This is a genomic window from Catenulispora pinistramenti, from assembly GCF_018274385.1.
GTDB lineage: Bacteria > Actinomycetota > Actinomycetes > Streptomycetales > Catenulisporaceae > Catenulispora > Catenulispora pinistramenti.
The window spans coordinates 15,581-32,927 of record NZ_JAAFYZ010000053.1 but is presented as its reverse complement, the minus strand read 5'-3'; the positions used below and the strand labels follow the sequence as shown (position 1 = coordinate 32,927).

Genomic DNA, 17,347 nt, shown 5'->3' with positions numbered 1-17,347 from the left:
GTCGGTGTGGACGACGCCGCGGAACTGGCGCGCGCCAAAGAGCGCGGATGGCGTGAGATCTCCCGGATCAACGAGGACTACGCCGCCGGCCGGATCGATCAGGCCGGCTGGCACGACGCCGTCCTGGCCTTGATCGAACCGGCCTACCTGGGCGGCGACAACCCGCGCGCCCAGTCCGGGCACTCCGGCGACGCCGCGCGCTGGCGCCGGGCCCGCGCCCTGCTCGTCGATGCCCTTCCCGTAGGCGGCGGCACGTTCCTGGACGTCGGCTGCGCCAACGGCCACCTGATGGACACCCTCACCGGCTGGGCCGCCGACGCCGGAATCGCCATCGAACCGTTCGGCATCGACATCTCCGCCAAGTTGGCCCAGCTGGCCCGAGACCAGCACCCCGCCTGGGCCGACCGGATCTGGACCGCGAACGCCGCCGCCTGGTCGCCGCCACGCCGCTTCGACATCGTGCGCACCGGCCTGGACTACGTACCGGCGCCGCGCAGGCCCGACTACCTGGCACACCTGCTGGCGAACATCCTGGCTCCCGGCGGCAGGCTGGTGGTCGGCGTGTTCAATGAGGAGAGCGACCAAGAAATCCTGGAGCAACAGGTCTCAGCACTCGGCTACCGGATCGCCGGGCGGACCCGTGCGGTGCATCCGCACCCGGCCTTGAGCTACAAGGCGTTCTGGATCGACTCGGACGACGCCTCCTCCTGACCACGCCCGCAGACTGGCGCCTGGACGTGCGCGACGGTTCCAGCGTGAGCGGCACCGAAGTGCTCTAAGACTTCCCGCATCCGGTCGGAGAGGCTCTCGCCGAAGCGGTCGTGGAAGACGGAGTACGCCGACGTCCCAGCCGCCGTCCACATCTCCGATTCGGTGTCGAGGCGCCTGGCGAGGTACCAGCGGGCCGCTTGCGCCAGACTCTCCCGGCCGGCTCGTACGGACTGCCACGCTTGACGGCCCTGCGCAACGATCCAGAGGCACAAGTCTTCAGTGTCGTCCTCCGAGAAGACGAGCGCGTCGATGCACGGCCCGTCGGAATAGTCGGCGAGTTCCTCCGCGGCGAGCTCGAACGCCAGTTGGTACTCGACTATCTCGGACGCTGTCGCAACACTCAGCCAGGCCGTCGGGCCCTCATCGCCGGGGCCGTTGGATTCGACGCGATCCCAGAACGCCTCTGGGATCTCACCGTCTTCCAGCCACTCAGGAGTCTTGCTCACCGCGGCCACCTCTCACCTTCCCGAACGCAGGGTACCCGCGATTCCCGGTGATCAGATGCGCGTAAGTCGTCGGGCGCCTGCTGTCGAGTGGATCGCCGTACTCCAGAGTCATCTGATCTTTTCTGTTTTCCACTCTTTACATGCTGGACACATGAGGAGTAAAACTACGGCAATCCGACGAATCATCGGATCAATCCCGGCGAGCGTGACAGCCCACTGAGTCGAAGTCGCCACCGGCGACGCGGCCCAGGCGAGCACGAATTCGGCGCCTCCCAGCTGTGGGTGATCGGTCAACGGGACCCATGTCACCACGTCACCGCCCAAGCCGGCTGGCGGCCGGCGCAACTGTCTGACAGGGAGGACCCGTTCCATGTCGCATCATCGATCGATCATGCGCAGGCTGTGCCGCGTGATCGCCGCGACGAGCGCGCTGCCGCTTGCCGTCCTGGCACTGCCGCTGATGGGCGCGCCCGCGGCGCACGCGGCAGGCACGACAGGCGCGACGACGTTCTACGCTTCGCCGTCGGCCAGCTCCGGAGCTGCATGCACGCAGGCCGCCCCGTGCACCTTGCCGGGTGCGCAGGCGGCGGTGCGCAGCTTCCTGAAAGCCAATCGGGGCGCCGATGATGTCAGGGTCCTGCTTCAGGACGGCACGTACCGGTTGTCGAGCACGTGGGCGTTTACCGCCGCCGACTCCGGAAGTGCCGGGCATCCGGTGGTGTGGCAGGCCGCACCTGGCGCGCACCCGGTGATTTCCGGTGCCTCCCAGATCGGCGGGTGGGCACAGGTCGGGACCAGCGCGGTGTGGTCGGCAACCGTTCCGGCTGGAAGCAACAGCCGTCAGCTGTATGTCAACGGCCAGGAAGCCCCGGTCGCGCAGGCGACACCGAGCAGTCTTGGGTGGTCCGGCAACTGGGGCGGATCGGCGAGCGGATACACGATCGGCGGTGATGCGGGGGCGATGGCGTGGTTCAAGGGCCTGACTCCCGCGCAGGTGTCGGCGGTGGAGTTCGACTATCCCGGCGGCAACGGTGCCTGGGCCGAGTCGCGCTGCCGCGTCGCCGGCTTCTCCGCGAGCGCCGGCACGCTGACCATGGACCAGCCGTGCTGGAGTGATGTGACCGACCGCGCGTCGTTCAGCCAGGGCAGCGGGGGACTGCCGTCGATGTCCACCAGCCGGATGCCTTCACTGATTGAGAATGCCCAGGCGCTGCTGCATCCGGGCCAGTGGTTCCTGGACTCGGCGTCTACGCCGAACACGCTGTATTACGCCCCGCCGTCGGGGTCGATGACGGGTCTGGATGTGGAGCTTCCGCACCTGGAGTCGTTGTTGACCGGCTCGGGAACGCTAGCCGTGCCGGTCCACGACCTCACCTTCAGCGGCCTGCAGTTCTCCTACGCCACCTGGAATGATCCGTCTACGAGTGTGGGCTTTGCCGACGTGCAGAGCAACCTGCGGATGACCGGTGCGACCAACCAGGGCATGTGCACCTTCTCCAACCCCGCGGGGTCCTGTCCCTGGGGTGCGCTGAGTCAGCCGTTGGCGAACGTCGCTTTCAGCGGCGCCGCCAACATCGCCTTGCGCGGCAACCGGTTCAGCGAACTCGGCGGGGCCGGGCTGAGCGTGATGTATGGCTCGACCAACACAGTCATCGACGGCAATGAGTTCACTGACATCGCCTCCACCGCGATTCTGCTGGGCTGCACCTACGATCCGAACCCCCTGGACCCGTCGCAGGCCGCGGGTATCAAGGCGCATTGCACGACCAACCCCTCCGCGGTCGGCGGCGATTCGGTCGGTGCCAACGAGATCCTGACCGGCACCACCGTGTCGAACAACGTCATCCATCGCATCGGCACCGACTACTCGTCGGCGTGCGGCATCACCCTGCTGTTCTCACAGCACACCACGATCTCTCACAACGACTTGTACGACCTGCCCTACACCGGGATCACCGCCGGCGTCATCCAGGGCCACGTCGACCAGTACAGCCAGGATCCCAACAATCCGGGCAACCCCGAGCCGCCGTCGTCGCAGAACTCGACGAACATCAACGAGTACAACACCGTGAGCGACAACCTGATCCACGACTACCTGACCCAGCGCCAAGACGGCGGCGCCATCTACGTCGAAGGCCACCAGGCCCAGTACGTCCACAACTCCGACGGCACGCTCAATTCCTCAGCCACCCTCGCCACCGGCCTGCAAGCCACCGGCAACGTCGCCTACAACGGCGCCACGAGCAGCAACACCTACTACGACGACGCCGGCTCGGAGTGGATCAACTGGCAGGGCGACGTCGCGTTCGCCACCGGCGGGATTTCCTCGCAGGGCGGCTGCAACCCGACCGGCCACTTCTGGATCACCGGCGACTACTTCGCCGGTGCCACCCAGGCTTACAACGGGTGCAACCCGTCGGTAACGGACTCCAATGCCAGCGGCAACACCACCATCCCGAACGCCCCCGGACCCGGCGTCATACCCGACAACCTGCTCAGCACGGCCGGATCGACCACGACGGGTGATTGGCCGGCCGCGGTCCGCACGCCGCGGATCTACTACCGAGGACAGAACAGCGCCGCGACGCAGGCGCTGGTGGGCGGCGAGGGCTTCACCAACGGCATGCCCGTCTACGTCAAGGGCAGCCTGGCCAGCGGCGTGACCTACCTGTCCGGCGGCTTCCTGCTCGTCCCGCTGTCGGGCGGAGCACAGGCCGCTGACATCAGCCTCGACGGATCACAGCCCGGCGCTACCCGCGTCAACGACACCGATCCGTCGATTTCGTACAGCGGATTCTCCTACTTGGCGAATCGCGGCTACGGCGACTTTGACGACGATGTCCACTACGCCACGGCGAACGGATCGACCGCGAGCTACCAGTTCACGGGCACCGGCATTCAGGTGTTCGGCGAGCAGTACACCGACCAGGGGAACATCGGCGTGAGTATCGACGGCGGGGCGCAGCAGAGCGTCAACACGGTGCCCGCCGACGGCCAACGCCACGCCAACGTGGCCGTCTTCACCGCCACCGGACTGTCCTCCGGCACGCACACCGTCACGGTGACCAAACTGTCCGGGACCTACAGCACGCTCGACGGCTTCGCGGCCCTCAATCCGGTCCGTGCCAACGACACTGATCCGTCGATTTCGTACAGCGGGTTCTCCTACTCGGCGAACCGCGGCTACGGCGACTATGACGACGACGTCCACTACGCCACGGCCAACGGATCGACCGCGAGCTACCAGTTCACGGGCACCGGCATCCAGGTGTTCGGCGAGCAGTACACCGACCAGGGGAACATCGGCGTGAGTATCGACGGCGGGGCGCAGCAGAGCGTCGACACGGTGCCCACCGACGGCCAACGCCACGCCAACGTGCTCGTGTTCAGTAGCGCGACGTTGAGCGCGGGAACGCACACCGTCGTGATCACCAAACTGTCCGGAACGTACGCCACACTCGACGGCTTCGGCATCGTCAACTGATCTCTGGCCTTGGCGGTCGTGGAGGAGTAGGCAGCAGCCGCCCGTCACAGGACGAGTGTGACGGGCGGCCGCAGTTGGTTGCGGGCTATGTGGGTTGCCGGCTGCCGGTGGTCAGCCGGCCGTGCCGTGGACGGCCTTGACGATCGCCGTGAACGTCGGGCCGCTGATCGCGGCTTGCCCGCCGAAGACGGTGACGGCAGTGAACTGCGACGCCCAGCCGGACAGCAGCGAGGCCGTGGGCGCCGACAGGGTGCCCGGCGCGGTGAGCAGCAGCGGTTCGGCGGCGTTGGCCGCGTAGGCGCCGCCGGTCAAGGCGTCCGGGAAGGCCGACCCGGAGGCGATGCCGACCGTGGTGGGGACGTGTCCGGTCACGCCGGCGACAGCCTGGGCGACGGCGGCGCCGGTGGCGTACCGGTCCGGGCCGGCCAAGCTGTCGTTGATGTTCTTGCCGCCGGCGTTGAGCACCGCCCGCAGGGCCTGCCCGCCGACCGGGTCGATGAACGCGTGCTGCGTGATGAAGGCCTTCGTGGCCGGGTCCAGGGAGGTGTTGTCGGACAGCACGATCGGGGCGCCCTCCGCCGCGCCGAGGGGCCCGGCGGCCAAGGCGTCCGGGAAGTCCCGTCCGGTGGCCACGATGACGTGCTGGGTGGTGCCGAACGCGGCGGCGATCTTCAACGCGGTGTCGAAACGGCTGGTGCCGCCGTAGCGGGTCACGGTGTATCCGGCGGCGCGCAGAGCGTTCTCGATGGTGGGGGAGACGGCCGAGGCGCCGCCGAGGATGTAGATCGGCTTGTGGGTCTGCGGACCGCCGGTCGCCCGGTCGATCTCCGCGCGCGTGGCGGCGTCCAGCGCGGTCGGGGAGGTCAGCAGCAGCGGGCCGTGGACATGCGCGGCCAGCGGCACCCCGGCCAGCGCGTCAGGGGCCTGATCGCCGCGCGCCAGCACGACGGCATTGGCCTGCCCGGCCTGCCACTGCGCCTGGGACACCTGACGCCCGGTGGCGTACCGGTCGGTGCCGCCGATGCGCTTGACCGGCGTGGTGCCCCCGCCGCCTCCGGTGCTCCCGGGCGCCTGGACGATGACCTGGAACATGCCGTTGGAGGTGTCGGTCCCCGACCCGCTGACGACGGTCTCTTGCCAGGTGACCGAGTACGTACCCGGCTTGGTGAAGGTGTGCTTGAGCGGGGTGGTCTCGGACACCGCGGAGGTGTCCGGGGTTCCGTCGGCCCAGTGGACGACCAAGGTGCAGCCGTGCGCCGGGTCGATGGTGTTGCCGGTGAGATCGACGGTGAACGTCAGCGGCGCCGGGCCGACGCCGGGCGAGGCCTTCAATACGGTCCCGGACGTGTCGTTGGGGCAGTGGCCGGTCAGCGCCGGGGTCAGGGATGAGGACGCGGACGCGTGCGCCGGCGCCTCAGCGACGACGGACGCCGCACCGGCCAGGGCCGTCGCGAGCGCCGCGGCCGTGGCGTACCGACGCCGGGTGAATGCTGTGGTGGACATGGAAAGTTCTCCCCTGACTTCCTCGATCGAGCTCTTCAGTAACCTGCTATAAGCACCGCGGTGTGAGCAGCAGCTGCTATCACGGCCCCGCCGTGCAGGGCCGTGCCGGCGATGCGTCTGGATCCCCGTTCCCTCCCCGTCGGAGGTGGACGAAGACCGGCGCCGTCACACTCGGCGCGCCTTCGCGCACTTCCAGCTACTCGGGACGGGACTCTATCCGGCGGCAAGTCGGCGGCGCAACGCATGTCAAGGTGCTTGATGACCTTCGGCGGCCCGGCGCTTCCGGCCCCACGCCGCCGGCCGCGGCAGAGTCCGGCGACAGTGGAGTACTAGACGATTGCCAGAACCACACCGAGGGCAACATCTTCACCTACCTGCCGGCGCAGAAGGTGCAGGCGGCGCTCGACCCGCTGCTGGCCGCCGCGCTCGGCGTCGCGGGTCTGGCCGCCTGGTTGTCGCTGGACTCCGCGGCACCCTGCGGGCCGGCGAGAACGTTCTGGTGCTCGGCGCCGGCACTGTCGGCCAGATCGCCGTTCAGGCCGCCAAGGTGCTGGGCGCCAAGCGCGTGATCATCGCCGACGTGCGCAAGGAGGCGCTGGACCTGGCACTGGAGCAGGGCGCCGACGCCGCGACCGACGTGACCGGGCTGGACCCGGCGGCGACGGAGGAGGCGTTCGTCGCCGCCACGCCCGAGGGCTACGACCTGATCGTCGACCTGGTCTGGGGAGACGTGGTGAACGCCGCGATCGAGGCCGCCCGCCGTTACGCGCGCCTGGTGCAGACCGGCAACGCGGCCTCGCCGACGCTCCAGCTGCACGCGGGGTCGTTCCGCAACAAGCAGATGTCGCTGATCGGCCAGAGCGTCTTCCTGGCGCCGATCGAGGAGGGTGTGACCGTGCTCATCGGCATGGCGGACCGTTCGGCGCTGTACGTCACCCGGCCCTACTCCCGCAGCCCGATGGCTTCGATCGGCCGGGCCCGCAGTGCCAGCCGGGTGGGGATCAGAACCGCGGCGGCCGCCAGGGCCGATGTCGCGGCGACGATCGCCAGGTAGAGGAGCGGCGGTATAGAGGGAACCGGCGATCCGGTCAGGCCGAGGCTGACCATTGTCAGCGGCAGCATCGGCACCAGTGTGCCGACGGCCACCGCGATGAGGACCACCATCAGGGTCTCGGTCCTCATCATCCGCAGCACCTGGGCCGGGGTGGCGCCGACCAGCCGCAGCAGCGCGAACTCCCGGGCCCGGGACAAGGTGGTCATCACCAGGGTGTTGGCGACGGCGATCGCGATGTAGCCGAAGATCAGCAGCAGCGGGATGGCGCTGCCGATCAGGCCGACCATCGCGGTGCGCTGTTGGGCCGCGGACAGGCCGCCCTTGTCCTGGACGTGCAGGCCCGGGTAGCGGGTGCTCAGGGCCTTGAGTTCGGCGAGGGCGGTCTTGTGGTCGGCGCCGGGCTGGAGCCGGACCAGTATCGAGTCGTACAAGCGGTGCGAGCTGTGCCGCATCAAGGTCTGCGCGGACAAGGTGATGTCGCCGAATCCCAGGCCGCGCCGGTAGGTCGCGACCACCTGCGGCTGGATCGTCTGTCCGTCGGGCAGGTGGATCCGCACGGTGCCGCCGACCCGGGTGCCGAGCGTCGCGGCCGCGCCGTCGCTGATCGCCGCGGTGGTCTCGGACAGCCGGCTCAGGTCGCCGCCGGTGACATCCAGATTGAGGACCTGGCCGAGGACTTGGCCGAGCCTGTCGGTCGTCAGCCTGTCAGTCGTCTGTCCGTCGGTCGTCTGCCCATCGGTCGTCAGCCCCTCGGCCTGGTAGTCGAAGACCTCTGGATCGCCGAGCATCTTCACCGACGAGTACAGGTCGACACGGACCACCCCGGCGACGGCGGCGACGCCCGGCAGCGCTCGGGCATCGGCGACGGCGTCGGTCGGCAGGCCGCCGGCGTCGCCGGTCAGCGTGTAGTCGGCCAGGACCCCGGCGCGGGCTTGATCGTTGGCGGCCGCCGCGGTGGTGGTCGGGATGAACAGCTGGAGCGAGGCGAAACCGATCGCCAGGATCAGGGGGCCGATCCCGGCGGCCAGTCGGCGGGCGTTGGCGCGGGTGTTGGCGACGGCCAGGTAGCCGAGGTTGCCGAAGCGACGCCGGAACGGCGCGGCCAGCAGCCGGGTCGCGTGTGCCACGAGCGGCGGCGCCAGCATGAGGAACGCGATCACCATGATCAGGCCGCCGCTGCCGGCTCCGGCCACGGCGAAGACGCTGCCGAAGAACAGCGGCAGCAGCGAGGCGGCGGCGCCGAGGACCAGCAGCACGGTCCCGAACACGACGCGGGCCCGGCCCAGGCCCGGCTGTTCGGTGGCGGCCTGGCTCAGCGCCTCCACCGGCCGGATCGCGACGACGCGGCGGGCGACCGCGAACCCCGCGGCCTGCGCGGTGATCACCCCGATGGCGACCGCCACGGCCATGGGGATCGGGCCGTAGGAGAACACGAAGTCCTGCGGGAGGACGCCGATCACCGACAGCGCCCCGCGCAGCGCCTCGGCCGCCAGCACGCCGGGCAGGCAGCCGAGCAGCGAGCCGGCCAGCGCCACCACCAGCACCTCGCCGGCGATCATCTTGTGGATCTGTTTCGGGGTGGCACCGATCGCCCGCAGCAACGCCAGTTCGCGGCGCCGCTGGTGGACGCCCAGCGCCAGGGTGCTGCCGACCACCAGCATGGTGATCAGGACGACGGTGCCGCCGAGCGAGCCGGCCAGCACCTTCAGGGTGCCGCGGGCCGAGGCGACGTCGGGGTTCTCGGCGCTGCTGCGTCCGGCGCCGATGTGGGAGCTGACGCCGGCGCCTTTGAGCGCGGCGTCGATGCGGTCGTCGAGCTGGCCGGCGCCGGTGCCCGGCGTCGCGAGCACGCCGATCGCCGAGATCTGGTCGGCGCGGCCGAACAGGGTGGTGGCCGTGTCGTCGGTGAAGAAGACCGGCGGGGTTCGCAGGGCTCCGCCGGCGCCGGTGTATTTCACGATACCCACGACTGTGTAAGGGCTCGCTGCTCGCGTCGAAGCGATGCGGACGGTGTCCCCGAGCTTCGCCTTCGCCCGCTCGGCGACGGATTGTTCGAGCACGATCTCCTCGGCGCGCCGTGGTCCCCGGCCGCTGAGCGTGAACGGCCCGAGCGCGGCGCTGCTCCAGTTCGCGCCGATGGAGCGCCGGTCGTCGGCGCCGGTGACCAGTCGGCCGTCGGCGCCGACGACCTGCGCCGGGAAGCTGACGACGGCGACGGCGCGCGCCACGCCGTCGGTGTGCGCGACCGTGCCGACCAGGTCGGCCGGGACCGCGACCGGGTCGGTCAGCGGCTTGGTCTTGCTCTTCTTCCCCTCGTGCACGGTGACGGACTGCTTGCCGCTGATCACGACCGAGGCGTCGGCGTAGCGCTGCACCGGGACGCCGTCGCCGATGCCGGACTGCAGGATGATCCCGAAGGCGGTGATCAGCGTCGAGGCCCCGAGCAGCGCGATGAAGGCGCCGACGAAACCTGCCTTGCGTTCCCGGACGGTCTGCAGGACGAGTCGGAACACGGCTACCACTGCCCCAGCGATGTCATCCGTTCGGCGACGCTGTCCGCGGTGGGCCGGGCGAGCTCCTGCGCGTAACGGCCGTCGGCGAGGAACACCACGCGGTGTGCGTAGGAGGCGGCGACCGGGTCGTGTGTCACCATGACCACGGTCTGGCCGAGGTCGTCGACGACGTCCCGAAGCAGTTGCAGCACCTGCCGCGCGGTGCGGGTGTCCAGGGCACCGGTCGGCTCGTCGGCGAACACCACCTCCGGCCGGGCCGCCAGCGCCCGCGCGATGGCGACCCGCTGCTGCTGGCCGCCGGAGAGCTCGGCGGGCTTGTGGCGCATCCGGTCGGCGAGCCCGACCCGCTCGGCCACCTCGTGCAGCCAGGACCGGTCAGGGCGGCGGTCGGCGAGCATCAGCGGCAGGGTGATGTTGTCGGCGACCGACAGCGCCGTCATCAGGTTGTAGGCCTGGAACACGAACCCGACGCGCTCGCGGCGCAGCAGGGTCAGCTCCACTTCGCTGAGCGAGGCCAGATCGGTGCCGCCGAGGACCACCGAACCGGCATCGGGCCGGTCGAGTCCGGCCGCGCAGTGCAGGAACGTGCTCTTGCCGGCCCCGGACGGGCCCATCACGGCGGTGAACGTCCCCGGGGCGAAATCGAGCGTCAGGCCGCGCAGCGCCGGGACCGCGCCGGCCCCTTTGCCGTAGGTCTTGTGGACGCCGTCCAGGCGCACCACCGGATCCTCTTCTGTACTGGTCACGATCATGAACGTACGTTCGCGGCGGCGCGCCGAACCAGGGTGTGGACTGGAGACTTCCTGGTGCAGAAAACTGCTACCTGCCCCCGACCTGCGGTGTGGGTAGGCTGATCAAGATGCTTGAGCAGTGGGTCCGCCAGACCGCGGTCCGTTTCCCGCCGGCGGCCGGCTACGTGCTGGTGTGCCTGGGCACCGGGCTGGCGGGGTTGGTGCTGCTCGCGCTGACTGCCGCGGTCTGCGCGCTCTGCCTGGTGGGGACCGGCTTCCTGGTACTGCCCGCGACATTGCGGGTCGTGACCCGGTACGCGCAGTTCCACCGCCGCCGGGTGGGTAGGTTGCTCGGTGTCCAGGTGCGCACCGCGTACCAGGGGGTGCCGGACGGTTCAGGTCCCGGTCCCGGTTCCGCGATCGCGCCGAAGCCGTCGCTGCGTGACCCGGCGGTCCGCAAGGATCTGCTCTGGCTGCTGTGCCACAGCGTCCCCGGCACGGCCTTGTGCGTGCTGGCGCTGGTCGTGTGCGGCCACGCGGTGAACTGGCTCACCGCGCCGCTGTGGTGGCTGCTGCTGCCCGCGCAGCGCGACCGCATCATCTTGCTGACGGTCGACTCATGGTGGAAGGCGCTGGCCGCGGTGGTCGTCGGCGTCGGCTACGCGCTCGTGGCGATGGCGCTGACGCGGCCGCTGGCGCTGCTGCACGCGCACGTCTCCCGGCGGCTGCTGACCGCGCGGGCCCGAACCGGCCTGGCCGAGCGCGTCCGGGCCCTGACCGTCAGCCGCGCCGAGGCTCTGGACGCGCATGACGCCGAGCTGCGCCGCATCGAGCGGGACCTGCACGACGGCGCGCAGGCCGACATCGTCGCGGTCTCGCTGCGGCTGGGCATGATCCGCCGGGCCCTGGACCGCCGTCCCGAGCAGGTCCCCGAACTGCTGGACGTCGCCCAGCAGCAGGCTGAGAAGGCCTTGGACGCCTTGCGGCAGCTGGTCCGCGGCATCTATCCGCCGGTGCTCGCCGACCGGGGGCTGGTCGAGGCGGTGCGGGCCCTGGCCGCGCTGTGCGCGGTGCCGACCCGGACCGACTTCGAACCGGCCGGGGCGGCCGGGGCAGCCGGGGCGGCTCCGCCACCGCGCGCGCCGGCGGCGGCCGAGGCGGCGGCGTACTTCGTGGTCTCCGAGGCACTGACCAACGTCGCCAAGCACAGCGGGGCCCGGAACGCCTTGGTGCGGCTGCGGATCACGGCCGACCGGATCTCGATCCGGGTCGAGGACGACGGCCGGGGCGGCGCCGCCGAGAGCGCCGTGGGCGTTGAGAGCGTCGTGGGTGCCGTGGGCGCGAGCGGGCTCGTGGGTCTGCGGCGCCGGGTGGCCGCGTTCGACGGCAGTACCGAACTGTCCAGCCCGCCCGGGGGCCCGACCGTACTGAAGGTGGAGATTCCATGCGGATCCTGATCGCCGAGGACAACGCGCTGCTCCGGGAGGGGTTGTCGGCACTGCTCACCAGCGAGGGGCACCAGGTGTGCGCGACAGTCGACCACGGCGACCGGCTGCTGCCCGCGCTGCTGGAGCACCGCCCCGACGTCTCGGTGGTGGACGTGCGCCTGCCGCCGGGCTTCCGCGACGAAGGACTGCGGGCCGTGATCGAGGCGCGCCGGCAGATCCCGGCGCTGCCGATCCTGGTGCTCTCGCAGTACGTCGAGCGCACCTACGCCACAGAACTGCTCGCGCAAAGCGCAGCCGGGGTCGGCTATCTGCTGAAGGACCGTGTCGGCCGCGCGGAGGAGTTCCTGGAGGCCCTGGAGCGGGTGGCCGGGGGCGGCACCGCGATGGATCCCGAAGTCATCTCGCAGCTGATGGTGCGCCGCGCCGAGCAAGACCCGCTGGCCACGCTGACCCAGCGGGAGCGGGAGGTGCTGGCACTGATGGCCCAGGGCCGGAACAACTCCACCATCGCCGAGCTGCTGGTCATCGCCGAGAGCTCAGTGAACAAGCACATCGGGAGCATCTTCGCCAAGCTCGGGATGCCGACGCCGGACAGCGGCCACCGACGGGTGCTCGCGGTGTTGGCCTACCTGCGGGCTTGACCCCCGGGGTGCAGAAAACTGCACCCCGGAAACGGTGGTCAGCCCCGATGTGCGGCAGCGCGCACCGGCCGAGGATGATTCCCATGAACGAATCAAGCAACTGGAAGCCGCCCTCCGAGCGCCCGATGTGGCCGTACGTCCTGCTGGTGGTGATCGTGGTCGGGGTCGCGATCAACGTGCTGCTCACGGTGTGATCGGGTTCCTGCTGTCAGCCGGCGGAGAAGTAGTGGCCGTTGTCCAAGTCGGCGAGCAGCCCGGGCTGAGTGGGTGCCCAGCCGAGGGTCTGGCGGGTGATGAGGTTGGATGCCGGGAGGTCCAGCGCGACCAGATTCGCGAGGAACCCGAAGTGTCCTGGCAGCATCAGTACGTCCGCGGGAATGCTCACGGCGGGCAGGCCCAGACGGCTGGCGAGGCCTCGGCGATCACGCGGAACGGGATGCCCTCGTCCTCGATCGCGTGCCAGTATTTGCCAGCCGGGCCCTTCTCCAGTGCCAGGCGGAACAGGGAGGCGGCATCGCGGATGTGCACGGCCTGCCACAGGTTCGCGCCGTCTCCGGGGTAGCCGACGACGCCCTTGGCTTTCGCGAGCGCGATCAGCAGGGGGAGGAATCCGGCGCTGTCGGTCGTGCTGTGGGCGATGGTGGCAAGCCGCACGATCGAAGACCGCACTCCCTGCTCGGCGAGGCCGACGACGGTGGTTTCCACGACGTTGCGAACCCGCAGGGTACCGCTGTACTCGTCCCCGCCGGGAAGGGCCGGGTCCTGTTCGGTGGCCGGTCGGCCCAGGTTCTCCCACCCCGGCGAGCCGATGCTTCCCGCCGCGACGAGCGGCTTTCCGGTTCCCGCGAGGGCCTCGCCGAACGCGAGCACGACCGAGAGCTCCGCGGCGGTCACGGCGTCGATCCCGCCGGACGGAAGCAGGTCGCGCCTGAACCCGACGTGGATGACACCGTCGGAGTCCGCGGCTGCTTCCTTGAGTCCGTCGAGATCCTCGAGGTCGCCGCGACGCACCTTCGCGCCGAGTGCGGACAGTGCCGCCGCGGACGGGTCCGAGCGGGCCAGGCTGGTGACCTCGTGCCCGGCGGCGATGAGCTCGGGGATGATGTGCGAACCGGAATGGCCGGTCCCGCCAGTGACGAAAACGCGCATGCTGATGCCTGCCCCTTTGAGCGATGTGGCGTAAGAACGCAAGAAGTGGTGGTGGTGCTGCGGGTGGGCTCGGCTCAGCTGAGAATGCTGACGCCGAGGAAGAAGTTGGTGTGCTTGACGGAGTGGGCGACGAGGCCCATCTCCAGCAGGGCGGCGTTCTCCAGTGCTCGCGCCATCGGCAGCTGCCCGGTGTCCAGCGGGCGCAGTCCCAGGCTTTCGATGAACGCTGATACGCGCGCCTTCGCCTGCGCATCGTCGCCGGCGATGAACACGTCCATTTGGCGACCCTCGGCCGGGCCGGCTGCCAGAACGTTGGAGAACAGGGTGTTGAACGCCTTGACGATGTGCGCACCGGCGGGGGCGGCCTTGGCGATCTCCTGCGCGCCGGAACTGCCGTCGGGGGTGACAAGGCTCGTGAAATCGGGGGAGGCGGGGTTGGTGATGTCGATGATGACCTTGCCGCGCAACACGTCCCCGTACTCGCTGACCACCGCCGCGGCGCTGGCGTACGGCACGGCGAGGATGACGATCTCCCCGGCCGGAGTGACGCCGTACGTCCCGACGGTGGCGCCGCCGAGTGCGGCGGCCAATTCCTCGGCCTTGGCCCGGTCGCGGCCGATGATCTCGACGGTGTTGCCGCCGGCGAGAGCCCGGCCGGCCAGGGCGCTGGCCATGTTCCCCAGGCCGATGATGCTGACGCTGCTCATTGGTGTGCCTGCTTTCTGGAGCTCATTCTGATTCTGGGCACAGCCACATCAAGTCCCGATACCGAGACCTTGTGAAGAGCCCTTATGTCGAACCCCTATGGCGAATTCTTGTGTCGAATTCTTATGCCGAATTCTGTCCGGCCGCATTAGGTGCCTTTTAAGGATGCCCTTGGCCTGAGTGGGTGTCCAAGACCTCTTTCAGCCGTGGCGATACCCTGGAGGCATCGCCGGACCGGGAGGCTCCATGGATCTGGACCTGCGCAAGTTGCGCTACTTCGTCGCCGTCGCCGAAAAGCTGCACTTCGGCCGCGCCGCCGACGAGCTGCACATCGCGCAGCCGGTGCTCAGCCGGCAGATCCGCGCGCTGGAACAGGATCTCGGCGCCGCGCTGCTGACCAGGGACAGCCACGGCGTGGCGCTGACCGACGCCGGCCGGCAGCTGCTGACCGACGCCGGCCCGCTGCTGGCCTCCGCGCACGCGGTCCGCCGCCGGGTGACCGTGGCCGCGCGGGGGAGCCAGCGGCTCATGGTCGGCTTCCGGGCCGGCATCGCGGTCACCGCGGCGGTACGGCAGTTCGCCGACCGGCACCCGGACGTTCTGGTGGACGTGCGGCGGATCGAATGGGACGACCAGGCCGCGATGCTGCTCGACGGCCGCATCGACGTCGGCTTTGTGCGGCTGCCGATCGATGAGGCCGGCCTGCGCGTCACCCCGCTGTACGCCGAGCCGCGGGTGGCGGTGCTGCCCGCCGGCCACCGGTTCGCCGGCCGCGAGCAGATCACCGAGGCGGACCTGGACGGCGAGCCGTTGGTCTGGCACGCGGACCCGAGCACCCAGCCCACCAGGCGCCCGCACCCCAACGCCGGGTACCTGGTGCGCGGGGTGGACGAGACGCTCGAGCACGTCGCGGCCGGCCGGGGGATCTCGTTCCTGGCCCGTTCGGCGACCGTGTTCTATTCACATCCGGAGGTCAGCTTTGTGCCCGTCCCGGATCTGGCGCCCGAGCAGGTGTGCCTCGCGGTGGGGGCATCGCGCACCTCGCCGGTGGTCGACGACTTCTTCAGCGCGGCTCAGGCGACAGCCGAGGTCACGGCGGAATGCGGGAACTATGAAATGTGGCAGCTTGGAAATGGCGTTGTTTCACAGCTTGGTTGAGTAGTTCCTGGTGGGATCTAAATCCACCCGCGTTCTTTCGCCTTGCGGGCTGCGACGTGGCGTGACGAGCCGCCTGTCTTCTGCATCGCCGAGGACAGGTAGTTGCGGACGGTGCCGGTCGCGAGGTGCAGCCGTGCGCTGATCTCGCGGACCGTGAGGCCCTCCGTGGTGAGCCGCAGTGCGTCGAGTTCGCGATCGGTGAGCGGGCAGTCGTCGGTCATCGCGGCGGCCGACACCTCGGCGTCGATCCAGCGTCTGCCGCCGTGGACGTGGATGATGACGCGCTCCAGTTCGGCGGGATCGACTGACTTCAGAAGGAATCCGCGCACCCCGGCGGCCAGGGCCTGGCGTAGTACCCCGGCGCGCCCGTGCCGGGTGAGCAGGACGACGGCCTGTCCCGGCCGGGCCGCGATGACGCGCCGGGCGGCCTCGATGCCGTCGATGCCGGGCATCTCCAGGTCGAGCACGACGACGTCCGGGGTGCGGATGCCCGCCAGGGCCACGGCCTCCAGGCCGTCGGCGGCCTGCGCCACGACCTCGATCCGGCCCGACAGGCCCAGCAGGCTGACCAGTGCGGTGCGCAGGAGGGTCTCGTCGTCGGCGAGCAGGACGCGGATCACGTTCGGGCCTGCGAAGCCGCGGGCACTTCGGCCGTGCCCCGGGCTGAGGTCGTGAACGTCTGCCCGTCGCGCGACGTGGTCAGCGTGCCGCCGGCCGCCGCGAACCGCTCGCCGAGCCGCGCCAGTCCGCTCAATGCCCGAGTGCCCTCGGTCACGCCGTCGTTGACGATCTGGACCGAGTCGGCCCCGACAGCCACGGCGACGTGCTCGGCGTGCGCGTGCCGCAGCAGGTTGGTGGTCGCCTCGCGCACGACGAGGCCGAACAGCTCGTCCAGCCGATGGCCGAGGGGGACCGTCCCGTCGATGGTCACAGTGATCCCGGCGGCCCGGATGAGCGACTCCGAGTTCGCCAGCTCCCCGGCGAAGGTGAGGGTCCGCTGCCCGTAGGCCAGACGCCGGGTCTCGGCGATCGCGTCCGCGATGAGTTGTTCGGCCTCCCGTACCTGGGTCCGGGCCTGCGCGGGGTCGTCGTCGAGCAGCTTGTCGGCCAGCCGGAGTTTCAAGCGGCTGACATGCAGCGCCTGGCCCTGGATGTCGTGCAGGTCGGCGGCGAAGCGGTAGCGCTCGCGGATGACGGCGAGCTCGGCCGTGGCCTGCCGCGCCTGGTTGACCTCCAGGAAGAGGCCGAATCCGAAGCGGTTGCCGCGGAACAGGGCCACCGAGCCCGCCATCATCGCGACCACGCCGGCGACGTAGCCGCGGTCGGCTCCGAAGCCGAGCGCGGGAAGGACCGCGAGGGCGACGGCGAGCAGGGTCCAGGGCCACTGCGTGAAGGGCGGTGTGGTCACCACGAGTCCGATCGACAAGGCGAACGCGACTCCGCAGATCGGACTGATATGTGCGCCGACGACGACGCAGAACAGGGCGTAGGAGGCGACGACCGCCACCGCGGTGAGAGCTCTGGGCGCTCCGTGCTCCCAGTACCGGCACTGCCAGCAGACCAACGCCCCGACTCCGAGCGTGGCTGCCAGAATCCACGGCGAATGGCTTCCCCCGGCGACGAGGAACACGTAGCCGGCGACGACGAAGATCATGGTCCACGTCGTGTAGGTGCGCATCCTGGCCAGGGCGGGCACGTCGGCGTCGTTGTCCGACCATTCTCCCTGGATCTCCGGCGTCACCAG

Annotated in this window: 13 protein-coding genes and 1 pseudogene; 6 read left to right on the top strand and 8 right to left on the bottom strand. The window is 70.0% G+C overall.

Annotated features, from left to right (window positions below):
* The first annotated feature begins 6 nt into the window (after positions 1-6).
* Positions 7-711 carry a class I SAM-dependent methyltransferase gene (locus KGQ19_RS17455; protein WP_212010238.1) on the top strand — a complete coding sequence of 235 codons (705 nt, stop codon included), beginning with the start codon at positions 7-9 and terminating at the stop codon, positions 709-711.
* On the opposite strand, the gene KGQ19_RS17450 is transcribed toward KGQ19_RS17455, so the two are convergent.
* Complete coding sequence (locus KGQ19_RS17450; RefSeq protein WP_212010237.1) at positions 669-1,217, bottom strand: hypothetical protein; 549 nt, start codon at positions 1,215-1,217, stop codon at positions 669-671. The genes KGQ19_RS17455 and KGQ19_RS17450 overlap by 43 nt on opposite strands.
* 370 nt (positions 1,218-1,587) lie before the next feature.
* Here KGQ19_RS17450 and KGQ19_RS17445 point away from each other — a divergent pair, with 370 nt between their 5' ends.
* Positions 1,588-4,701 carry a hypothetical protein gene (locus KGQ19_RS17445; protein WP_212010236.1) on the top strand — a complete coding sequence of 1,038 codons (3,114 nt, stop codon included), beginning with the start codon at positions 1,588-1,590 and terminating at the stop codon, positions 4,699-4,701.
* 111 nt (positions 4,702-4,812) lie between these two features.
* On the opposite strand, the gene KGQ19_RS17440 is transcribed toward KGQ19_RS17445, so the two are convergent.
* A complete protein-coding gene (locus KGQ19_RS17440; protein WP_212010235.1) occupies positions 4,813-6,204 on the bottom strand; it encodes a cell wall-binding repeat-containing protein in 1,392 nt (463 codons plus the stop codon).
* A 337-nt stretch (positions 6,205-6,541) separates the two neighbouring features.
* On the opposite strand from KGQ19_RS17440, the gene KGQ19_RS17435 reads away from it, so the two are divergent.
* A complete protein-coding gene (locus tag KGQ19_RS17435) occupies positions 6,542-7,258 on the top strand; it encodes an MDR/zinc-dependent alcohol dehydrogenase-like family protein (protein WP_230418798.1) in 717 nt (238 codons plus the stop codon).
* On the opposite strand, the gene KGQ19_RS17430 is transcribed toward KGQ19_RS17435, so the two are convergent.
* Together KGQ19_RS17430 and KGQ19_RS17425 are read right to left on the bottom strand one after the other, a co-directional pair.
* On the bottom strand, positions 7,147-9,771 hold the full coding sequence (locus KGQ19_RS17430) for an ABC transporter permease (protein WP_212010233.1): 2,625 nt from the start codon (positions 9,769-9,771) through the stop codon (positions 7,147-7,149). The genes KGQ19_RS17435 and KGQ19_RS17430 overlap by 112 nt on opposite strands.
* A 2-nt stretch (positions 9,772-9,773) precedes the next feature.
* Entirely contained in the window at positions 9,774-10,523 is a 750-nt protein-coding gene (locus KGQ19_RS17425; protein WP_212010232.1) for an ABC transporter ATP-binding protein, read from the bottom strand.
* Between the two features lie 107 nt (positions 10,524-10,630).
* Here KGQ19_RS17425 and KGQ19_RS17420 point away from each other — a divergent pair, with 107 nt between their 5' ends.
* Both KGQ19_RS17420 and KGQ19_RS17415 read left to right on the top strand, forming a co-directional pair.
* A complete protein-coding gene (locus KGQ19_RS17420) occupies positions 10,631-11,959 on the top strand; it encodes a sensor histidine kinase (RefSeq protein ID WP_212010231.1) in 1,329 nt (442 codons plus the stop codon).
* Positions 11,947-12,591, top strand: coding sequence for a response regulator (locus tag KGQ19_RS17415; RefSeq protein ID WP_212010230.1), 645 nt, complete (start codon positions 11,947-11,949; stop codon positions 12,589-12,591). Before KGQ19_RS17420 ends, KGQ19_RS17415 begins: the two co-directional genes overlap by 13 nt.
* Before the next feature lie 208 nt (positions 12,592-12,799).
* Here KGQ19_RS17415 and KGQ19_RS17405 read toward each other — a convergent pair.
* A pseudogene (locus KGQ19_RS17405) lies at positions 12,800-13,740 on the bottom strand (SDR family oxidoreductase).
* 74 nt (positions 13,741-13,814) lie between these two features.
* Positions 13,815-14,447, bottom strand: coding sequence for an NADPH-dependent F420 reductase (locus KGQ19_RS17400; RefSeq protein WP_212010227.1), 633 nt, complete (start codon positions 14,445-14,447; stop codon positions 13,815-13,817).
* Positions 14,448-14,691: 244 nt separating this feature from the next.
* On the opposite strand from KGQ19_RS17400, the gene KGQ19_RS17395 reads away from it, so the two are divergent.
* The gene (locus KGQ19_RS17395; RefSeq protein WP_212010226.1) at positions 14,692-15,603 is read left to right on the top strand and encodes a LysR family transcriptional regulator; all 912 of its coding nucleotides are present in this window, start codon (positions 14,692-14,694) and stop codon (positions 15,601-15,603) included.
* A gap of 17 nt (positions 15,604-15,620) precedes the next feature.
* On the opposite strand, the gene KGQ19_RS17390 is transcribed toward KGQ19_RS17395, so the two are convergent.
* Entirely contained in the window at positions 15,621-16,223 is a 603-nt protein-coding gene (locus KGQ19_RS17390; protein ID WP_212010225.1) for a response regulator transcription factor, read from the bottom strand.
* Positions 16,220-17,344: a sensor histidine kinase gene (locus KGQ19_RS51920; protein ID WP_212010224.1), complete on the bottom strand. Its 1,125-nt coding sequence runs from the start codon at positions 17,342-17,344 to the stop codon at positions 16,220-16,222. The genes KGQ19_RS17390 and KGQ19_RS51920 overlap by 4 nt, the downstream gene beginning before the upstream one ends.
* Between the last annotated feature and the right edge of the window lie 3 nt (positions 17,345-17,347).